Raw genomic sequence first — 20,454 nt, forward strand, 5'->3', positions numbered from 1 at the left:
ACAATCGTTATGCAACACTTGTAATTTATTATCAGCAAAGGATTCTATCATGCCTCCAAAACAAAAAACAACAAAAGATATGATTTTAAACACCGTCTTAGAGATCACAAGAGAAACCGGATTTGAGGCGGTAAACGCAAGAAGTATCGCCAGCCGGTTAAAATGTTCGACCCGCCCTATTTTTACTTGCTATGAAAATATGGAAGACTTAAAAAAATCCTTCCTTTACTTTGCGTTTCAGTTCTATGAAGGGTATGCGGCCGATTATCACGCCTCCAGAACAGACGTCCCTTATTTAGCCCTTCCTCTTTCCTATGTAGACTTTGCCAGGGAGGAAACCCATCTATTCAAACTTCTGTTTATGACTGACATGGATCTCTATATGGAAGAAACAAAAGATTTCTATAAAGAAATCGGGAACGAAGAAAAGGCCAAAACTTTTTCAGATCAGATTGGTATGGGATTGGAGCAGGGCAGACGTATTTTCCTGGATCTGTTTCTTTACAGCCATGGCATAGCCGTTTTGACAGCCACTGGGAAACTAGCGTTAGACACAGATACTGTCCAGGTCATGCTCCAAAATTTATTAGACTCCCTTCACTAGGAAAGGTATATGCAAAATGGAAACGAATTCTTATCTGATTGATTTTTATAATACTTATGACGAGGACAGCCGGCTTACTTCCAGACACGGAAGCGTTGAATTTCTCACCACCATGCGCTATATACAGAAATACCTGGAAACAGACAGCCGTATACTTGAAATCGGCGCCGGTACAGGAAGGTATTCTCACGCCCTGGCGCGCCAGGGATATCTTGTTGATGCCGTGGAATTGATCCAACATAACATAGATATTTTTCAAAAAAATAGTTCCCCGGAAGAAAAAATCTCCATTATCCAGGGAAACGCTTTGGATCTATCTGCTTTTTCTGATGACCAATATGATATTACATTATTATTAGGCCCTCTTTATCATCTTTATAGCAAGGGGGATAAGCGGCAGGCGATCCGGGAAGCGATTCGGGTCACCAAACCAGGCGGCGTTGTTTTCGCTGCATACGTTATCTCCGATGGGTGTCTGCTGGATGAAGGTTTCCACCGCGGAAATATCAATGTCGCTGAATATATAGGACAGGGGCTTCTCGATTCCGCAACATTCGCCGCCACATCCAAGCCAAAGGATTTATTTGAGCTTGTCCGCAAAGAAGATATTGATGATCTTATGTCTGTCTTCCCTGTAACCAGACTCCACTATATCGCGGCCGATGGCTGTTCCCTTTTTATGCGTGAGGCGATCGACCAAATGGATCCTGAGACTTTTCAGCTCTATTTAAACTACCATTTCGCCACCTGTGAACGGGAAGATCTCTCCGGCGTTACAAGCCACGCGCTGGACATTTTTAAGAAGGGATGGTGATTCCCAGCCATCCCTTCTTTTTTCTATATGGAACAATCATATTTCTCCACTTTGCAGGGCTTCTGCCCTCTGGTAAAGAGATATGCGTCTGTTACAGGCATTTCCAGGATTGTATTCGCCGTTTTGTTTGCCTTCACAGCAATATATTTTGCCGTCTCCACATCCTGCCCGCCCAGATACAGGCAGTTATCGCAGTTATTGATGATGGTCTGCCCTTTCTCCAGACCGTACATGCCGTAAAGCTGGGTAATGCTCTGTAAGATGATGCTGACATAGATCTCTCTTGACCGGATGACGGATATGATCTTGTCAAAATCTGGTATGGTCGTGTTGGAAGCAAAGTCGTCCAGGATGATCCGCACCGGCACCTTCAGGCGGTGATCCGCATAATCTTTGTCCGCGCTTCTGCAAAGTATGTGAAACGCCTGCGTATAGATCATGTTCAGGAATTTATCCTGGGAACGGTCCATATCACTGATGTTCAGGAACAAGGCGATCTTTTTTCTTCCCATCTTCGCGAAGTCCACCTGGTGAGGATTGAGGGCAAACGCCTTCGCCCCTTCAGTCGTAAAGATATTCAGCTTTTCTCCCAGCATAAGTTCAATACAGCCTTGTGTTGTCTGGGCTCTGCTGCCATTTTTAAATAAATTCCACTTTCTGACGGCAACACTGTCCGGGTATACTTCTTCCCACTCCGCAAGCATACGGGCAAATACTTGATTGCTCAGAAATCCCGCCAGCCTCGCCACGCTTCCCATATGGTGTTCTTCCCTGGGAAGGGCTTCCAAAACGTAGGCGATCAGCGCTTCCATCTCCAGCCAGGCCGCATAATCCCAATAGGGATCTTTATAACACTCCGCCGGAGCGGCGGCCTGTGCCACCGTCATAATGTCCTGCTCATTATAACGGTCTGTGTTCTCATCATACCGGATGGCCGACAGCACATTATAGCCCATAGGGGAATTCTTCATATCGGTGAAATCCATCAGCCACACCTCATAGCCGGCCTCTTCCAGGATCGGTCTGAACTCCTGGTGGAGCGAATTCTTTGTGTCCGCCACGATGATACTGTCGCTGGCGCACCTAAGATTCGGCCTTACATAGCCTCTGGTCTTCCCGGCGCCGCTCACGCCGATGATCAAATCATTATTGTTAATGCCCGTCACCCAGGTATTATTATTCATGGTCTTGTTTTTTGCCAGAATTCTATAGGTATCTCTCTGTTCCGGTTTCTGGGTCATGATTTTACACCTCCTATAATCGTGTGATGATCTTATCCGCAAGCCCAAACGCGATTGCGTCTTCCGCGTAGAAATAAGTGTCCTTCGCTGTCCGCTCCAGCACTTCTTCCACCGTGCGGTGGGTATGTTCGGATAAAATCCCGGCAATGATCTGTCTTGTATTCATCAGGTCTTTCACCTGGGCATCCAAGTAGGTGGCGCTTCCCCGGATCCCGCCCCCCGCGATCAGGGGATCATGGATCATCACACGGGAGTGGGCAAGCATTTCTCTCTGATCTCCCGCCGCGAACAGGACCGCCCCCATACTCGCCGCAAGTCCTACGCACACCGTACGGATCGGACATCGGACCGCCTTCATCACATCATAGAGTGCCAAGCCGCTGGAGACTTCCCCTCCGGGGCTGTTGATGTAGATCGTGATCTCTTCATCCGGGTCTATCCGTTCCAGATAGCGGAGCTGGAGGATAAGGGAGTTTACAGAATCCTCATTAATGGCTCCCACACACTCTACCTCCCTGTGCAGCAGCATCTCATCCTGGATGGCATGGGCAATGTATCCATTGCTGGTTTCTTTAATGATCATCGGTGTCGTCATGTTTTAACACTCCTCTCTTTACAGATTTCTTTTAATCAAAGGGCAATTCGTCTTCGAAGGGAAGGCTGCTTCCGTCTCTCCTCATCCTCCATCTTTCCTGCTTCTTCTGATATATCCGGGCAAATGGCAGGATCAGGCAGTTATACACCTGATAGCACCAATCTTCCTCGTCTTCCATACTCAAAATATGATCGAAGAAACTGCATACAGGTACGTTATTTTTATAATATGACAAAGATTCCAGACTCTTCAGTTCTTCTGCCAGAGCCGGTTCTTCCAGGATTTTCTGTATAGCGGCCGCATACTCCTGAAGCCCTATGACCTGCGGACCGTTTCGCAGACAATATTGACGCCATGTCTCTTTGCCGTCAGGCTGTCTCGAAATTTGGGACTGCATCCGCCGGATTCTTTCCTCCAGGGGGATTTTCTTAATCTCTTTTCTCTCCATCTTAAAATTCCTCCTCCCATCTTACAGGAACTAAGTAAGCCAACGCTTCCTTCAGCTTTTCATCTGGAAGCTCTCCCTTTGCCGCTCCTGGCCATTTTTCATTGATCATCTGGCACACTTCCCCAAAAGTAGTGTAGCGCGCCTGGAAATCATCCATCCCCAGATTCTTGATCAGCCTTTCTTCCTTCCTAGAATCTAGGTCCGGCAGGCAGATTCTTATATAGTCCTCCAGATACATGTCACACAAGGTTTCCAGGATATGGGCCGTCCAGTTAACGTCGCCGATCTGGCCGCGCTTCGCGGCGGCAATTCTTTTCTCTAATCCGTTTTTTACCAATGTCATAAGTACCTCCTCTCTGCTTAGACAACACAAGCTGGAAATAAGTTTTACTGCAAAAAGAAAAAACCATTCATATATCAATTTGCAAGGCTTGATTTAGGACAGACTCCTAGCAGGAATCATCCTGCCTCATCCTTTTGGATTCCTCATGGGGGAATCCTTCATTTCATCATCCTTACAAACTCATATATAAATGGTTTTATATTATTATATTTTCCCTATTTAATTGTCAGGGTCGAAACCCTGTTCTTATAGTAACAGACAGTTTTCCCATTGTCAACCTGCGATTATGATTTTTCCAGCCTCAGTAAAAAACCAGCCGCGCGTAAATCGCGCGGCTGGTTTGTATCATGTCTTCCGAAAAATTCTGGAACTGCTCCTATCGCCTCTCTGCCGGTCCTCCGCTATTTTATTACATAGGCGATCACATCTGCCAGGAACAGCACTGCCAGAATTCCGGTCACAATGTTAAAGGTCTTTTTGGACATCTTTTCTGTCAGCTTCACGAACAACGGCTGAAGCACATATAGAAAGACCATCCCGCCAATCCCAAACCGGATACTTGGGTTCAGCGCAATCCGCCCTTGGAAATTAAAGGCAAATCTCCGGTAATCCCACATCCATTCTCCAGTCGTAAATTCCATGATATAGCTTCCGATCAATTCCACAACGGTGGTGATCACTACGATCCCTATAAAAACCAGAACCGGAGTAATATTGACCTTCCCCAGACATATCCGCTTTCTCTGCAAGTTCCCTAGGGAAAAAAGCAAGATCAGCGCTCCCACTCCATAGATGATGCAGTATGGGCCAAATAAAGCGCCTCGATTGGAAAATCCCCATCTGTACACTGCAACTTCCAGGAAAACTTCGTAAATCCATCCAATTACGGAATAGAGTATAAAATAGAAAAAATATGCCCGCAGTTTCTCTCTAAATGTATTCTCTCTCATCACTTCTTCCTTTTCTTTCGTTTTTTCTCGTTCTCACGCTTCCGGCATATGGGTGACAGCCGCCATGGCCGTTCCTCATGCTTACTCTTTCTTGGCTCTGGCTACCGTGTCTGCCACACTCTCCATAATCGCCCCGTACATTCCGGTTCGGTTCATAGCGTAGACCGCCTCAATAGTGACCCCGCCAGGGGAGGTCATCCGGTCCAGCACTTCCAGGGGATGGTCTCCCGCCTTCTCCACCTGGAGCGCCGTTCCCATCAGATTAGACAGGCACAGCTTCCTTGCTTCCTTTCTGGAAAATCCAGCTCTCACTCCGGCATCGATCATCGCGTTAAGGAATTCCAGTATGAAAGCAGGCCCCGCGCTGCTGTAAGCGGTGAACACATCAAACATCTCTTCCCTTACTTCCAGTACTTGTCCGATCGCCTCCAATACCTGCCGCAGAAGATCCAGATCTTGTTCTGTCACCGTCTGGCTTTTGCAAAACGCGCTGTATCCGTATCCTGTTTCTGTCAGCGTATTTGGCATAACGCTGACAATCTTCTTATCTTCCCCCAGCAGCGCCTGATAGTCCCGGATGCCTGATCCCGCGCAGATAGAAGCGAACACGGTACTCTCTTTCATCATCGGCTTTAACCTTTGACACACTTCGCTGACGCCCGCCTCACTGACCGCCAGGATCAGAAGGTCTCTGTCCCTTACCGCCTCTTCCAACTTACCGCTGCCGCTGACTCCATAGGTCTGCGCCAGATATTCCGCCCGTTCTTTCGTCCGGTTATAGACGGTGATCTCTTCCGCTTGAACGTTCCGCTTCCAAGCATCCCCTTGATCATGCCTTCCGCCATACTTCCGCCGCCAATGAATCCAATGTTTCTGCCCATGTCCCGCTCCTCCTCTTCCATCTTCGTTTCTATCATCAATTATGGATCTATAATTCCACAATCTTCGCTTTATGGTAAATCCGCGGAAGAAATTTGTTCAAAAGATCCTGGGTCTTTATCTTTAAATGGGTCTGATTCGTCCCGGAATTGCAGCCAAACCACTCTTCTTTTGCCACTTCCTTGTCCACGATCAATTGAACATACTCATCCTCATCATTCAAAAGTCCCATAACAGAAGCAGAACCAGGTTTACAGCCCAAGTATTCCTCCATTTTATTTTCCGGGGCAAACGATAATTTGGACACACCGATTTTCTTTCCCAGCGCCCCTGTATCCAGCTGTTTATCCGCCGGCAGCACTACCAAAAAGAAACTCGTCTTTTTCTGATTACAAAGAAAGATGCTCTTCCGGATCTCCGTTCCCAGCGCTTTATCGATTTCCTTACACTCTTCCATCGTCTCCACTATGTCATTTTCTACACGCTCATAGGGAATATGCAGTTTTTCGAGCAGCGCAAAAGTTTTATCCTCTGTCGGGTTTTTCCCCTTCTTAGGGGCTGTTGTATAGATCTGGCTGATATAGATCATAGCTCCTCCTTTTTTGAAACTTCTCCAAGCGGCCTTTCTCGCTTTCCACTCTCTTGCTTTCCTCTATTTGCGCAAAACAGTGTCAGAGCAGCCGCCCCAACACTGTTTTGCCTTCCTGTTTCCTTCTGGTCCGATACCGCCGACAGATTGTCCTAGCGGACAAACTCAGAGGTCAGGATCAATTCTTCCGGTTTCAGATCCTTTTTCACAGCGTCCTCAAATCCTTCCGGACCGATCTCCTCAAAAGAAACTGAGATATCCTTCGTTCCCCAGCAGCCGGATTCCTCCGCCAGGCACTCCTGCAGTTTGTGGGCCAGATTTTCTTTCATCTCCTGGCTTCTTCCCGGATATAATTTTACGCTGATATGTGGCATATGTTTTCCCTCCCATGCTTTTGATGATTCCTGTTCTAACATTAACATCTGAGATTCTGTCTGTCAATATATCATGCCCCTTTCCTCTGCCGCCGCAAGCCAGGCCTCTGCCATGATCTTCGCTCCTTCTTCCGTCAGATGGGTGCCGTCTGTGGTAATGGCGTCATATCCCCTTTCTTCTGCCGCCTGGTTCAATTGGTCGTGCATGGGAAGGAACGCCGCCCCCAATTCCCCGGCGATCTCCCGCTCGATCATTTCCACCTCACGGATTGCGGGAATCCAGTTAGCATATTCCAGCGGATGGGGAAAGATAAACGGCCCCAGGCACAGGATCTTGGCTTTTGTCTCTTCCTGTATCCTTCCCAGCAGTTTCCGGTAGTTCTGGGCAAATTCCTGTTCTTCCAGCGTTTTCCCTGTATTCTTATACACCGCTGTGTCATTGCAGCCGATCTGGACACTGACCAGATCTGGGTCAAACCGCTTGCAGTCATACTCAAACAGCCGGAGAAGCCCGGACACCGTAAATCCGTCATGACCGGAATTGCGCACAAAGTCGTCTCGTCCCATCTCCCGCAGCTTCTTTCCGATCAGCGCCACATATCCGCTGCCCAGTCCCGCTCCGTCCACGTTCATTTTGTGAAAAGCGTCCGTGATACTGTCTCCCAAAAACACAATCTTCTTCAAGGTCTTTGCTTCTCCTTTCTTTCACCGGGCAGTCTCATCGGTTATGATAGCGGATTTCCTCATGTTTTTCCAGTTCATACACCGCCAAGTCTTGTCCGTCCAAGTCTTCCGCCCTCATATCTACCGCCTGGATCCTAGCGTTCTCATAGGTTTTGTAATAATATACACCGGTCCTTACATTCACGCAGCAGGAGTAAGTCGTAATATCATATTTGCCGGAATCTGTCACCACCGCTCCCCGCACCATACTCACATTATCTAAAATGTGAAAGAACTGGGATAGATTTGCTGTTTCTTCTTTGTCGCTGGCAGAATTCCATTTTAAGAAGGCCGCCTTCACAAACCGGGAAGCTGGAGAAGCATCTCCTGGAAGCCCCATAGCTCCCATTCCCTCGCCATATGTTTCCAGCTCCACTCCCTGGCAGAACCTGTTTGCGGGCGGATTTGGGGTCAGATTCAGATAGTTTCTCAGATTCATCTGATGGTAGGGAAACGGCGGATTGTTGGTCAGTACCCCTAAGGGATTCTCATAGATCTGGATTCCTTCTTTCACTGCTTCCACCACGATACAGCGCTCCCGATCCGCGATCATCCAGTGCAGCGGCGCGGGCGGCATCTGTTCCGCAAAGGAAATATCCCTGATATTCGCTTTTTTCAGCAATCCCGCGGCTTCTTCTACATTCTCACAGCTTCCCAGCAGCCAGGGGATCAGCTCAAAGCTTGCCGCATTGTGTTTCCCCTCTTCCTTCTCGCTGTTATAATAAGCGTTTCCCGGAAAATTCAGTCCCGCCATGCCAAGCCCTTTCTCATTGACCGCCTCTGCGTATAAGGGGTATCCCTTTGCCACAGCGGCCATCCCGATCATGGCGAAATGGGTCTTTAAAGGCGCTTCCATTTCCCGCCAGCAAAAAGGATAATTTCTGGGTGTAACCACCACCTTTTCTCCAAAAGAATCTTCCAGATCCAAATTTCTTCCAAAATAAAAATCGCCGTTTTCATATGTGATGCAGGTACACATACAGCTTCCCTCCTTTTTCCTCCGTCTCTTTCCAAGGCGGTTTCCTTTATTTTTCCCCAATCCGGATCCCCATATGAAAAAACCTGCGAAGCCGTCCTGGTAAACAGCCCCGCAGGAATTCGTTCTTCCACATTTTTTAGAAAATATGATAGTTCACTACCAGCGCCGCGAATACGATGGATACCATGGACAGCAGCTTGATCAGGATGTTGATAGAAGGCCCGGAAGTATCCTTAAATGGATCTCCTACGGTATCTCCTACCACTGCCGCCTTGTGGGAATCGCTTCCCTTTCCTCCGTACGCGCCGCCTTCGATGTATTTCTTGGCGTTATCCCAGGCGCCACCGGAATTTGCCATAAAGATAGCCATCAAGAAACCGGTTGCCGTAGATCCGGTCAGCAGGCCGATCACACCGTTGTAGCCCAGGATCAAACCCGTCACCACCGGGGTGATGATCGCCAGCAGGGTCGGCAGGATCATTTCATGAAGACTTGCCTTGGTACAGATGTCTACACAAGTCTCATAATCCGCATCCGCCTCGCCTTCCATCAGGCCTTTGATCTCCTTGAACTGCCGGCGCACTTCCACAACAATACTCTGGGCCGCCCGGCCTACCGATTCCATAGTAAGCGCCGCAAATACAAATGGCAGACAAGCGCCGATAAAGATTCCTACCAGCACTGTCGGATTCATCACACTCATATCAAGGCTCACACTGGAACCTCCTACTTCCTCTACCTTCTCAACATAAGAAGCAATCAGGGCCAGCGCCGTCAAAGCCGCGGAACCAATGGCGAATCCTTTTCCGGTAGCCGCGGTCGTATTTCCAAGAGAATCCAAGGCATCGGTACGTTTCCGGACTTCCGCCTCCAGGCCGGCCATCTCGGCGATACCGCCCGCATTGTCCGCGATCGGTCCATAAGCGTCCGTAGCCAGTGTGATACCCAGTGTAGACAACATTCCAACCGCCGCCAGCGCGATTCCATAAAGTCCTCTGGTTGTCTCGATAAATCCGCCGGAGAAGGCATATGCCGCCATAACACAGACCGCTATGATAATGATCGGAACTGCCGTAGACAACATTCCAAGTCCCAGACCTCCGATGATCAGCGTCGCGGAACCAGTCTCTGATTTCGCCGCCAGCTTCTGGGTTGGCTTATATGTATCAGAAGTAAAATATTCGGTAAAGAATCCGATCAGCACTCCCGCAAGCAGTCCCCCCAGGATCGCGAAATAGAATCCAATGAAATCTTTGCCCAGGACAAACCATACGATCGGGAACGAGATCACAGCAATGATCAAAGCGCTGGTATTGGTTCCCCGGCGAAGGGCCTTCAGCAGTGTCATCTGATCGGTGCTCTCGCCTGTCTTTACCAGCATGGAACCAAGGATTGAAGCCAGCACGCCGATTGCCGCCAGGATCATGGGGATCACCACCGCATTGACACGGTCTACCGACTCAATCTTATTAAACGCGATCACACCCAGAGAGCAGGCAGACAGGATCGAACCAACATAAGACTCATAAAGGTCCGCTCCCATTCCGGCCACATCGCCTACGTTGTCTCCTACGTTGTCCGCGATGACCGCCGGATTTCTTGGGTCATCTTCCGGGATTCCAGCTTCAACCTTTCCTACCAGATCCGCTCCTACATCCGCCGCTTTCGTATAGATACCGCCTCCTACACGGGCAAACAGCGCCATAGAAGAAGCGCCCATTCCAAAGGTCAGCATGGTGCTGGTAATGTCTTCCAGCGGAAGCTTAAATACCAGACGCAGCAGCAGATACCAGATAGAAATATCCAGAAGTCCAAGCCCCACTACGGTAAAGCCCATAACAGAACCTGCGGAAAAAGCCACCCTCAGCCCTTTGTTCAGACTGTTCTGGCAGGCCGCCGCGGTTCTGGCGTTGGCTCTCGTAGCAATCTGCATCCCCACAAAACCGGAAAGCCCTGAGAAGAAACCGCCCGTTACAAAGGCAAAGGGCACAAACCAAGTCAGAAGCCCAAATGCCGCCATTGCCGCCAGGATCACAAACATTACCGCAAAGAAGCCGATCAGGATCTTATACTGACGCCGCAGATACGCCATCGCTCCATTGTGGATCGAAGCAGATATCTTTTTCATGCGGTCGCTTCCCTGCGGAAAGCTAAGAACCTTTTTCGCTCTGCTGAACGCAAATAAAAGCGCGATCACAGAGCCGCACAATGTAAGTAGTGCTAATTGATTATCCATTTCACTCTCTCCCTCCCATTCCTGGAAATGAAATTTTCTCTGTCTGGCAATATTGTAACACTTTCAATCAAGTTTTGGTATCCCTTTTTGCTCCGCTCTCTTCTCTCCCGGCTTTCTTAGCGTTCTATTTGCCTCCCCCGGCTTCCGGATATTCAAAGCACAGCAGCCGGTAAGGCGCCTCGTCTTCCTCGATCGCCGGGAATCTTCCCACCTCTTCGTAGAAACGGTTGTCTGTATGATCGTCATTACATTTGGACACCTCGCCGATCAAAACATCTCCAGTGCCTGGAACCACGTCAAAATCATGGTACAGGTAAGGCGGAATGGTAATGCTCTCTCCCGGACGCAGCTCCACTCCGGTTCCGGCTTTGACCGTGTAGCGACGGCCATCGGAATGGACCTCCACCTCTGTGTCCGCCAGTTCCTCTTTTTCACCGGCGTTATACAGATGCAGGATCATCGTGCCTCCGCCCCGGTTGATGATATCCTCTGTCTTACTCCAGTGAAAATGCATGGGAGAATGCTGGCCCTCCTTTAACATGATCAATTTTTCCGCATAGGTCTTGCCGTTTTCTCCGCCGTCCGGGCTCCCATTGCGCAAAGTGACCAGGGCAAAACCGATCTTCTTCCAGTCTCCGCTTCCATAATCGGTAATATCCCAGCCCAGCATATGTTCACGGATTTCGTCATATTCATGCCCTTTGCCGCTCCAATCCCTGGGCGTCCATTTGGTAAATGGCGGAAGGGCAAAACCGGTCTTGGCCGCAAAGGACTCCATCTCCCGGATGATACTGTTGATTTCTGAGCGTTTCATAAAATTTATAAGCCTCCTTAATCACAAAAATTGATGGGCACTTGGAAGAAGCGTCATCTTCGAATTATAAATGTGTTTTTTTAACGCCTCGACTGACTTTTCCGGATCCCCCTCCTCAATCGCCTGCAAAATATCCAAATGTTCATTCAACATTTCTTCAGCATTTCTCATTTGGAGACAGGCCATCCGGTATCGAGCGTTTTGCTCATAGATTCCTCTCATCACCGACTCCAAAGTTCTATTTCCTATCGGTTTTAGCAATTCCAAATGAAACTCCATATCTGTCTCAAGATACTTTTTCAAATCAAACACATTCTCTTTTGCCTCTTCTTTTCTGGCAATAAATAATTCCCGGTAATCATTGAGGCTTTCTTTCGGAACTCTTAATGCGGTCACCTCAAACACTGTCGGTTCAATGATCTCTCGCATCTGAAAATTTTCAAGCACTTCTTCAATTGAAATTTCAGAAACATAGATTCCCTTTCTTGGAATGATCGTAATCATCTTCTCTTTCTGAAGCAAAAGCAAAGCTTCCCGAACCGGAGTGATACTTTTAAAGTTAAGTTCTTTGGTCAGTTCTTTCTGATCAATCTCCTCTCCAAACTCCAGCTCGCCATATACGATTTTTTCCCGTATGATACGATATGCTTTTTCTGACAATGTTTCCTTTTTCATCTTTGCTTTCCCTTCTATAAAAATCACTTCGTCCGACGGTTCCCCGGACTGCGCCTTACATCTAAAATAATTATACCAAATTTTACCAGGCTTTTCCCCATTTTTTTATGGCTGCAGACAACTCTTCACATTCTTTTGCCTTTTCTTCCAATGGAATTCCCTCCACCGCACATTCAATCGCCTGACGCATTGCACATGCACCTGCCCTGCACCCCATCGGATGTCCTTGTATTGCTCCGCCTGCTGCAAGAATAATATCTGTCCCCAATTCTGAAATATATTTCTCCACAATATTCGGCTGCACTCCGCCTCCGATTACCGGTATACTTTTCTTTAATTGATAAAAGGGCAGTGTCAGATTCAGGTAGGTCTGTATATATCTAAGATATGTAAGTGGATATCCCCCGTAAGGTGTATTCATCATCACCAAATCAGCACCACATAATCTTGTAAGTTTACCCAGCGCCAAGGAAGAAACCATCCCCCCAGTTTTTCCTTCCGCCATCATCCCGATTCCTGCACAATGTACTAGGATTGGAAGATTTATACATTTCCTTAATGCAGCCAGATTTCCATACCCGGCCATAACAAAATTGATCATTATCCCATCTGCGCCGCATTCCTGAGCTCTTTTCGCTCCTTCTAAAATATTTTCATCTCTGCCAGTGATATTGACAAAATATAATGTACGACTTCCGCTCTCTTCATAGGCTGCCTCCGCAGCCCTTCTATACTCTTTGATCCTCTGTTCCATAGAAGAGTAAGAAGGGTTTCCCATCAGTTCATCATCTTTAATAATATCCGCCCCTCCAGCAGCCGCTTGATAAAATATTTTCGCCCCTTCTTTCGGCGCCAGTCCCGTACAGGGCTTGATCATATTTAACAGGAGCGGTCTCTTTTTTGCCTCCCGCCTTTTCCGAAGATCCCCGATTGTCCACATCGGCCCCTCAAACCTGTCCATATACTCCTTCGGGAAAATAATGTCCAGCAGCTTTACCTGCGCAGATGTAGAGGCATCATTTCCCAGCAAACAAGTAAGGAGCATTGGGATGCTGCCGGCGGAATGGACCACTGGATAAGCAATCTCAATAATATAGCTTTTTGCCGGACTTTCTTCCCGCTGTTCCAGCTCGCAGGGCGGCGCTTCATAAATATTCACTACCTTCCCTACATATTTCTCCTGAAACTCTTCCGTCATTCCCGGAACTTCTGTCCATGTTCCAATGGTTTGCCCAACAGCTAGTTTCTCCGCTATTTTAAGCACATTTTCCTTCCACGGGAGCTCCATGTGGTAGACTGCGATGAGATAGTTCTTTTGTGCAGCCTCTTCCTGCGTACTATACAGCTGCCTCTTCATCCCAACTCTCCTTTCCTGCACCACGGCACATTTCTTTTAAAATGGCTATCTGCGCCGTTTCTTCTACCAATTCGGCCGTTCTCACCGCCTCTTCCATGCTCTCACCCAGCGCTACGATCCCATGATTTCTCAAGATAAATACCCTGTCAATCATACCAGCTTCCATCATCCGCTTAAGTTCTGGAAGATCTTCCTTCCTCACAACTGGTGAATCCACATTCCAAACTGGAATATCTCCTGTCATCTTTAACCGAGACTGCCAGGTTTCCCGCCGCAGGCAGGTGTGCTCCTCTGACCAGGCAATCGCACAGGGAGCATGCACATGCACGATCGCTTGGATCTCTTTCCTATTTTTATAGACTGCCCCATGCAAAAGGCTTTCTTTACTCGGTTCTGATGTTCCCATTTGTTTATGCCCGTCAAAATCGGCAAGGACAAAATCTTTACTTCCCGCCTCTCGAAAGGCTGCTCCTCGCGCCTTTATCAGCATCTGATTTTCCCCGGTCCGAATACTTACATTTCCGCCATTTGTTTTTTGCAGTCCGCTTATATATGCCTGATGGCAAACCTCTATCAGCTGTTCTATGGATCTATCATACCGTTCCATATTTTCTCTCCTCCCGTTCCAGTAAACCTGTTATTTCTTCTACACAGACAGCTGCAAAAGCTTCATCATTGATGTGCATAGGAACAGATCTGACAAAGACTCTCCCATCCCTGTAAGTATTTACCGCCCTGACAAATCCCCGATCCGATTCAGGTTCAAACAAGGGGGCACCTTCTTTATTTTTCTGGCTGTATCCCTTTTCTGGAATAAGAATTTCTGTCGGGCCTAAAAATTCATTTGCATTTTTAACAATCAATTTTCCCAATGCATACATTTCTTCATAATTTGCTTTTACATGCGTATGTATCTTATTATGTTCTACCAGCTTTCTGCCCCGGTACTTCTTCGGTACATTTTCTATTCCATTAAAAAGAATCAAGTCTGCACATCCCGGAATAATCAATGTGGGAATCTCTGTTCGCTTCATTGCCTCATATCTCTCTGCCGAGGCTGGCATCATCCCTCCTGCCAGATAGTCCATAACATCATGAGGGGTCAAATCGATCACCCCGCATAGCTTCCCTTCTTCCGCCAGCTTCTCCATAGCCATCGCTCCTATTCCATTGCAATGGAAGATTACGACCTCATATCCCAGGTGGCTTAACATTTCTTGTATATAATTTCCGCATTTCGTTGTGACGCCTCCCATAGTCATACCGATCAATCTGGAGTCTGTTTCTATCTGTTCTTTTTTTCTGACCATTCCGCAAATAGCAGATGCCGCATTTTGCATCACATGTTTCAAAATTCTATTGCTACCCGCCACGTCCACTACAGAGTGCATGATCATCATATCTGACATCCCAACCAGCGGCCCAAATGTAGTATTCCCGTTGGCAACTGCTGACAAGACTAATTTGGGGAATCCAAAAGGAAGTTTCTGCAGCGCTCCTGCCGATATCAAGGTCCCCTGAACCCCTCCTATGCCCAACGCCCCGTCAATCTGCGCCTTTCTATACATGGCTTTCAGTTCCTGCTCCACCATCTTAGTCATGGCGCAAAGCGCCTGATTTTTACTCATCTCATTCAACGCTTCTTCACTCATCCCCGCCCTTTGCAGCATCTCTTTCCGAAGCGTATTTTTATCTTCTCTTGTTCTTAAACTACAATCCAGGACGAGAACTCTACACCCTTCTTCTTCTATGTAGCCTTTTAGTATTTCGCTTTCAGTAAATTTTGTGTCCAGCGTTGCCAGAATCAAGATCGTTTTCATCTCTGTGTCTCCTTGCGTTTTTCGCTAAATTTATGGAAATAGATGTATTTTTATCCCTTCCGATGGATGTTCAAAAGCGTAACTCCCTTTTTCTAAAGGAAGTTCTGTCACAATCTTCTCGTAGGAGATCTGTCCCCTTTCCATTAACTTTAAGGCTTCTTCAAAATCCGACTTAGTATGACACTGCGTACCATAAATACTTAACTCCTGTGTCACAACTTTAGTAAAATCAATTTCTGCCACCGCATTTCCCAATGCGACAAAGACAATCTCTGATCCAGGATGTACCAGTTCAAAAACCTTTTCCTTTCCACCCTTTTCCCCTGCCGCATCGAACACTACATCTGCCATCATCTGGCCGGTTATGTCTGCTAGCTCTTCCGCCAGATCCTGTTTTCTGGGGTTGATCGTTCTGTCTGCGCCTAGCTCCCGTGCCACTTCCAACCGTCCTTCATCTATATCGCTGACAATTATTGTTTTAGCCAACTCTCTCACTGCACAAAGAATCAAAAGGCCAATCGCGCCTGCCCCTTTGATCAAGACTGTATCATAACTGGATCGGCGCAGCCTTTTTACGGCATGGACTGCTGTCGCCGCCGGTTCTGCCAGTGCACCATATTTCACCGGTAGTTTTGACGGAACCCGAATCACATTCTCCTTTGGCACTATAACCCATTCTGCAAATGCTCCTGGAAGCTCTCCCCCAATAAGACGTACATTCTCACATAAATTTGTCCTTCCTTCCCTGCATCTTGGACAGTTCCCACAGCTAATCAATGGCTGGACAGTCACCGAATCCCCTAATTTTACCTCTTCGCAGTCTCCCCCACACATTTCCACAATTCCAGAAAATTCATGACCGATCACTCCCGGAAGGGACCATGCCGATTCCATTCCCCGATATACATGCATATCTGTCCCGCAGATTCCACAGGCTTCTACCTTAATTAACACTTCTCCCTTTCCAGGAACCGGCTTTGGGACCTCTCCAAACTGAATAGTTCTGTCTTTTTGCATAATTAATGCTCTCATCTATTTCCCTCCTCTCACTTCAACTGTTATAATTTCATAAGGCCGGCAGGACAGCCAAAATCGATTTTCATCCCTGGCTGCCTGAAACTTTTCTTCCTCCAAAAGATTACAACGGATAACCTGATCAATCTTTTTATGGTAAACAAATTCTGCTTTCCCTCTCGTGTTTCCATACTCGTATGCCCTCAGGATAGTTCCTTTTCCATCTTCCGCTTGTTTGACCGTTTCAATGATCACATTTCCGGACTTTACACTGCACAGAGATTTTTCGATCTGTTTCCCTTTTCCCTCGATCTCATAAACCTCCAGTGGATTACTTAAAAGGTAGGCTTTCCTTAAAAGTTCTCCTTTGTCTAAAACTTCATGAGGACATATCACAACTGTAAACTCCTGTGTCCCCCGGTCTGCATTCGGATCCGGAAAATCTGCGCTTTTTGATACCGCTAAACTGATTTCTTTTTCGTGGATACTGATTCCATACTTATTATCACAAAGGATAGATACTCCATAATCCCCTTCGGACAGATCCGCCCATTTATGCATACATGTTTCAAATTTCGCTTTTTCCCATGAGGTATTGCTGTGAATACTTCTTGTTACACTTCCAAATTGTGTACCATATTCTGCGGCTGTGCCATGAATCTCTACCGGACAGGCCAAACGCAGATGCTGCCTGTTCTCTCTATATTCCAGTCGTGTATCCAGCCGTATATCTTTAGCGCCTGTCTCAATACTGATCTTTTGAACGATAGTGCTTCTTCCAATCTTCTTTCTCATATAACAGCCCGCCTGCAGTCCATTAATCTGGAAGATTTCCGCAGATTCCAGATTTGCTTGTCTAAAGCCTTTCTTTCTGTAATCTTCATCTAAATCCCAGGCATCCCAATCTGCTGGGCGGTCTTCAAATAGCTGCCATTGAAAAAATTTCTTGCCAGACGTTAGGATTTCCCGGTCTTTTTCTTTATCCCAGAGTCTGATCACATCACCGTTCTTGTCGATCTCTATCTGCAGCTTTTCATTTCCTAAAATAATCCTGTTATCTGCTCCTTTTTCTGCATATATTTCTTGAGTCTGGGCAGAGGAAGGATTTCTTTTGGCTTCTATACTCACTGCTTGATAACCGTAAGGCGGAATTTTTTCTACTTTTATAAAGGTTCTTCCGTGTTGTTGGTAAGATTCGCAAAGTTTCTGTCCAACCCTTATCTGCTGGCCCTCTCCTACTGGAAAAGGCAGTTCTACAATTCCCGTCTGCCAGAAAGAAGTTCCATTTATGATCAACGCTTGCGCCTCTTTCGAGGCATTCTGCGCCAGTGCTTTTACCGCCTGGCTGGTAATTTCATCGCAGCCCTCAAGAATCTCCACATGGTCCCTTCTTGCATCCTTATAAACTTCGCCAATGGATGATCCCGGAAGAATATCATGAAACTGATTTAAACATAATTTCTCCCACATTTTCTGAAATTCTTTTGATGGATAACAGTACTCACTTTCCTCTGAAGCAAAAGCCGCCAAAAATTCAGCCTGATGAAGAGCAACTTCACACAGTCGATTGTTTTTTTTCGTCTCGGCCTGGCTTGTGTAGGTTCCCCGATGGAGTTCAAAATATAATTCTCCGCACCAAACTGGAAGCTCTTCCCGTTTCTCTTCCATCTTTTGGAAAAACTCTTGAAATGTTGAAAACTGAACTTTCGGAATCCCAGGAAAATCAAATTGTTCCATCAGTTCTCCCCTGACCACCATTTCTTCTGTTGGACCGCCTCCACCATCTCCCATCCCATATGCCAGCAAAAGTTCTTGACAGAGGCCCTTTTCTTCCTGCGTTTCAAAAGTATCCAGTACTTCTTCCGGTGTCAGATCCGCGCTGTAAGTTCCGCCCCACCAGCCTGGTTTTGCAGTGCTGACGATATAGGCAAGAACACGGTTTCCATCAATTCCTTCCCACTGGAAATATTCGGATGGCATTTTATTATATTGATTCCAGCTTAACTTTGCTGTTGCAAAATACTGATATCCGGCTTCCTTCATAAGTTGGGGCAGCTGTCCGCAGAATCCGAAAGTATCTGGAAGCCAGACTACTGGACTTCCCTTTGTTTTAAACATTTTCTGCATATAAGAAGAAAACAGAAGGAACTGCCGGGCCAGCGATTCCCCGCTCGGAAGGTTACAATCGGGTTCCACCCACATACCGCCAAGGATCTCCCATCTTCCTTCCTTAACTGCCTTCTGGACCTTTGGGAACAACTCCAGATCTTTTTCCATCCATTGGTACAACTGTGCTTGTGTTTGGGAATACCGGAATTCTCTATGCCGTTCCAACAATCCCAGCACATTTAAGAAAGTTCTTTTCCCTTTTTTTCTAGCCTGATTTGTTCTCCAAAGCCATGCCAGATCTAAATGCCCGTGACCACACGCGGCTACGGTGTATGGATGATACTCCTGCACTTTGTCCAGCTCTTTTTTCAGCCCTTCCATTGCCTCCTCCGCTGTTTTTTCAAAGTTTTCTCCCAGCGGCTCATAGAAATCCAACTTTTGAAGACAATTTTCCAACTGCCGAAATATCAGCTCATTTTCCGTCTTTTCAGCAATCTCCAGGCAAACCCGGCTCAAAACATACAAACGATAGATCCGGTCATTTCTATAACAGACTCCGACTCTTCCTGTTTCGTATCTCTCTTCTTTGATACCTGTCCACCCTTCCAGGCAGATTTCATGGGGCTTCCCATCCAAATATTCTTCCAACAGAAACACATAAGGATGATTCGGATCGATCCCAGCGGCCGCTTTTCCATCGATCGAGACTATCGCTTCCGGTCCGTATAGAAAGGCCAGCGCTTCTAAGGATCTGCTGTTTCCTAACTCAAGGAAGAGTAATGCTGTATACCCCTCTTTCTTTTCTGCCTGAAAGTCCCCTCTTATATGAAAATTCTTTCTAGCTCCTGTAAGAAGGCTATTTTCTTTGATCCTCAACGTTTCTGAGCCATCCCAATCCTTTTGGCTGTCATTCCAAATTTCTCCCGACAATTCTTCTATTGGAAAATACTCTTTATAGCAGTATTCACCAAGTAATTGAATATCTCTTTTTATTTTCGTATTTCTCAGTTTTCGGTCCATTACTGCCCTCCACCTTCACGGTATCTATCCTTTCACAGCTCCATCTACAAGACCTCTCATAATGTGTTTCGAGAAGATCAGATACAGCAGAACCAACGGCACCATGGCCATAGACAGCGCAGATAAAAGCGCATTCCAATCGTTGGAAAATTGCCCTAGGAATTTCTGTGCTCCCATTGTTACTGTACAGACTTCTTCTGCAGGTGCAATGATCAGGGGCCACCAAATATCATTCCAAATAGGTGCGACAGAAAATGCCGCAACCGAAGCGATGGCTGGTTTAATATAATTCAAAGTCATCAGATAGATTTTCCACTCACTGGCTCCATCAATTCTGGCCGCTTCTTTCAAAGAAACCGGAATCTGCCGAAAGAACTGTGTCAGGATAAAGATTGCCAATGGCAGGCCAGCCACTGTATAGATCAGAATTAATCCTGTCAAGGTATTTGTCAAATGGAGATTGACCATAATTTCCAAAATTCCAACGGACCCCAGCCTGATTGGAACAATGATACCGATCAGGAAATATACAAATAAGAAATTACTGATCTTGACTTTATATTCTGCAATTGCATACGCTGCCATAGTTCCAAAAAAAAGGATCAAAAACAGTGCTCCCAGCATAATGATCAGACTGTTTTTATAGTAAAGAGTAAAATTGGATCTTTCCAATACCGTTTCATATCCGATTAAACTAAACGTATCTGAATTTGGAATGCTATAGGGGTTACTGAAAATTGCAGTTCTTTCTTTGAATGAATTTATAACAATTACTAAAATTGGGAAAAGCGCTAATATACTAAAACTGATCAAAACAGCATGTTTTCCCACAGATCCGATATAATTCCATTTCTTTTCTTTCATCATGCA

21 protein-coding genes are annotated in these 20,454 nt (G+C 46.6%); 2 read left to right on the top strand and 19 right to left on the bottom strand.

The window, feature by feature from the left end; translation table 11 throughout:
- Window positions 1–49: 49 nt before the first annotated feature.
- Together FND36_14435 and FND36_14440 are read left to right on the top strand one after the other, a co-directional pair.
- Entirely contained in the window at window positions 50–604 is a 555-nt protein-coding gene (locus FND36_14435; GenBank protein QDW75128.1) for a TetR/AcrR family transcriptional regulator, read from the top strand.
- Window positions 605–620: 16 nt separating this feature from the next.
- Window positions 621–1,418: a class I SAM-dependent methyltransferase gene (locus tag FND36_14440; GenBank protein ID QDW75129.1), complete on the top strand. Its 798-nt coding sequence runs from the start codon at window positions 621–623 to the stop codon at window positions 1,416–1,418.
- Between the two features lie 23 nt (window positions 1,419–1,441).
- Here FND36_14440 and FND36_14445 read toward each other — a convergent pair whose 3' ends face one another.
- The 19 genes from FND36_14445 to FND36_14535 form a co-directional block, all read right to left on the bottom strand.
- Window positions 1,442–2,659: a hypothetical protein gene (locus FND36_14445; GenBank protein ID QDW75130.1), complete on the bottom strand. Its 1,218-nt coding sequence runs from the start codon at window positions 2,657–2,659 to the stop codon at window positions 1,442–1,444.
- 13 nt (window positions 2,660–2,672) lie between these two features.
- Complete coding sequence (locus FND36_14450) at window positions 2,673–3,254, bottom strand: ATP-dependent Clp protease proteolytic subunit (GenBank protein ID QDW75131.1); 582 nt, start codon at window positions 3,252–3,254, stop codon at window positions 2,673–2,675.
- A 31-nt stretch (window positions 3,255–3,285) separates the two neighbouring features.
- Complete coding sequence (locus FND36_14455) at window positions 3,286–3,702, bottom strand: hypothetical protein (protein QDW75132.1); 417 nt, start codon at window positions 3,700–3,702, stop codon at window positions 3,286–3,288.
- A gap of 1 nt (window position 3,703) precedes the next feature.
- Window positions 3,704–4,045: a hypothetical protein gene (locus FND36_14460; GenBank protein ID QDW75133.1), complete on the bottom strand. Its 342-nt coding sequence runs from the start codon at window positions 4,043–4,045 to the stop codon at window positions 3,704–3,706.
- 401 nt (window positions 4,046–4,446) lie between these two features.
- A complete protein-coding gene (locus tag FND36_14465; GenBank protein QDW75134.1) occupies window positions 4,447–4,995 on the bottom strand; it encodes a putative ABC transporter permease in 549 nt (182 codons plus the stop codon).
- 81 nt (window positions 4,996–5,076) lie between these two features.
- Window positions 5,077–5,949, bottom strand: coding sequence for a pyrroline-5-carboxylate reductase (gene proC / locus FND36_14470; protein ID QDW75135.1), 873 nt, complete (start codon window positions 5,947–5,949; stop codon window positions 5,077–5,079).
- Window positions 5,924–6,460, bottom strand: a complete 537-nt coding sequence (locus tag FND36_14475; protein QDW75647.1) for a prolyl-tRNA synthetase associated domain-containing protein — start codon at window positions 6,458–6,460, stop codon at window positions 5,924–5,926. Before FND36_14475 ends, proC begins: the two co-directional genes overlap by 26 nt.
- 155 nt (window positions 6,461–6,615) lie before the next feature.
- Window positions 6,616–6,885 (bottom strand): 4-oxalocrotonate tautomerase family enzyme, encoded by a 270-nt coding sequence (locus FND36_14480; protein QDW75136.1) that lies wholly within the window; start codon window positions 6,883–6,885, stop codon window positions 6,616–6,618.
- 15 nt (window positions 6,886–6,900) lie between these two features.
- Entirely contained in the window at window positions 6,901–7,521 is a 621-nt protein-coding gene (locus FND36_14485; GenBank protein QDW75137.1) for a hypothetical protein, read from the bottom strand.
- A gap of 34 nt (window positions 7,522–7,555) precedes the next feature.
- Window positions 7,556–8,539, bottom strand: coding sequence for a choloylglycine hydrolase family protein (locus FND36_14490; protein ID QDW75138.1), 984 nt, complete (start codon window positions 8,537–8,539; stop codon window positions 7,556–7,558).
- Window positions 8,540–8,675: 136 nt separating this feature from the next.
- Window positions 8,676–10,775, bottom strand: coding sequence for a sodium-translocating pyrophosphatase (locus FND36_14495; protein ID QDW75139.1), 2,100 nt, complete (start codon window positions 10,773–10,775; stop codon window positions 8,676–8,678).
- Window positions 10,776–10,899: 124 nt separating this feature from the next.
- Window positions 10,900–11,589, bottom strand: coding sequence for a D-lyxose/D-mannose family sugar isomerase (locus FND36_14500; GenBank protein ID QDW75140.1), 690 nt, complete (start codon window positions 11,587–11,589; stop codon window positions 10,900–10,902).
- Between the two features lie 21 nt (window positions 11,590–11,610).
- The gene (locus tag FND36_14505; protein QDW75141.1) at window positions 11,611–12,264 is read right to left on the bottom strand and encodes a GntR family transcriptional regulator; all 654 of its coding nucleotides are present in this window, start codon (window positions 12,262–12,264) and stop codon (window positions 11,611–11,613) included.
- Between the two features lie 82 nt (window positions 12,265–12,346).
- Window positions 12,347–13,621: a transcriptional regulator gene (locus FND36_14510; GenBank protein QDW75142.1), complete on the bottom strand. Its 1,275-nt coding sequence runs from the start codon at window positions 13,619–13,621 to the stop codon at window positions 12,347–12,349.
- Window positions 13,602–14,228, bottom strand: a complete 627-nt coding sequence (locus FND36_14515) for a class II aldolase/adducin family protein (GenBank protein QDW75143.1) — start codon at window positions 14,226–14,228, stop codon at window positions 13,602–13,604. Before FND36_14515 ends, FND36_14510 begins: the two co-directional genes overlap by 20 nt.
- The gene (locus FND36_14520; protein QDW75144.1) at window positions 14,215–15,441 is read right to left on the bottom strand and encodes a hypothetical protein; all 1,227 of its coding nucleotides are present in this window, start codon (window positions 15,439–15,441) and stop codon (window positions 14,215–14,217) included. Before FND36_14520 ends, FND36_14515 begins: the two co-directional genes overlap by 14 nt.
- Before the next feature lie 30 nt (window positions 15,442–15,471).
- Entirely contained in the window at window positions 15,472–16,473 is a 1,002-nt protein-coding gene (locus FND36_14525) for a zinc-binding dehydrogenase (protein ID QDW75145.1), read from the bottom strand.
- Window positions 16,474–19,584, bottom strand: a complete 3,111-nt coding sequence (locus FND36_14530; GenBank protein QDW75146.1) for an alpha-mannosidase — start codon at window positions 19,582–19,584, stop codon at window positions 16,474–16,476.
- A 24-nt stretch (window positions 19,585–19,608) separates the two neighbouring features.
- The gene (locus FND36_14535; protein ID QDW75147.1) at window positions 19,609–20,451 is read right to left on the bottom strand and encodes a carbohydrate ABC transporter permease; all 843 of its coding nucleotides are present in this window, start codon (window positions 20,449–20,451) and stop codon (window positions 19,609–19,611) included.
- Window positions 20,452–20,454: the final 3 nt, after the last annotated feature.

The sequence above is a fragment of the Lachnospiraceae bacterium KGMB03038 genome, from assembly GCA_007361935.1.
Taxonomy (GTDB): Bacteria; Bacillota; Clostridia; order Lachnospirales; family Lachnospiraceae; genus Massilistercora.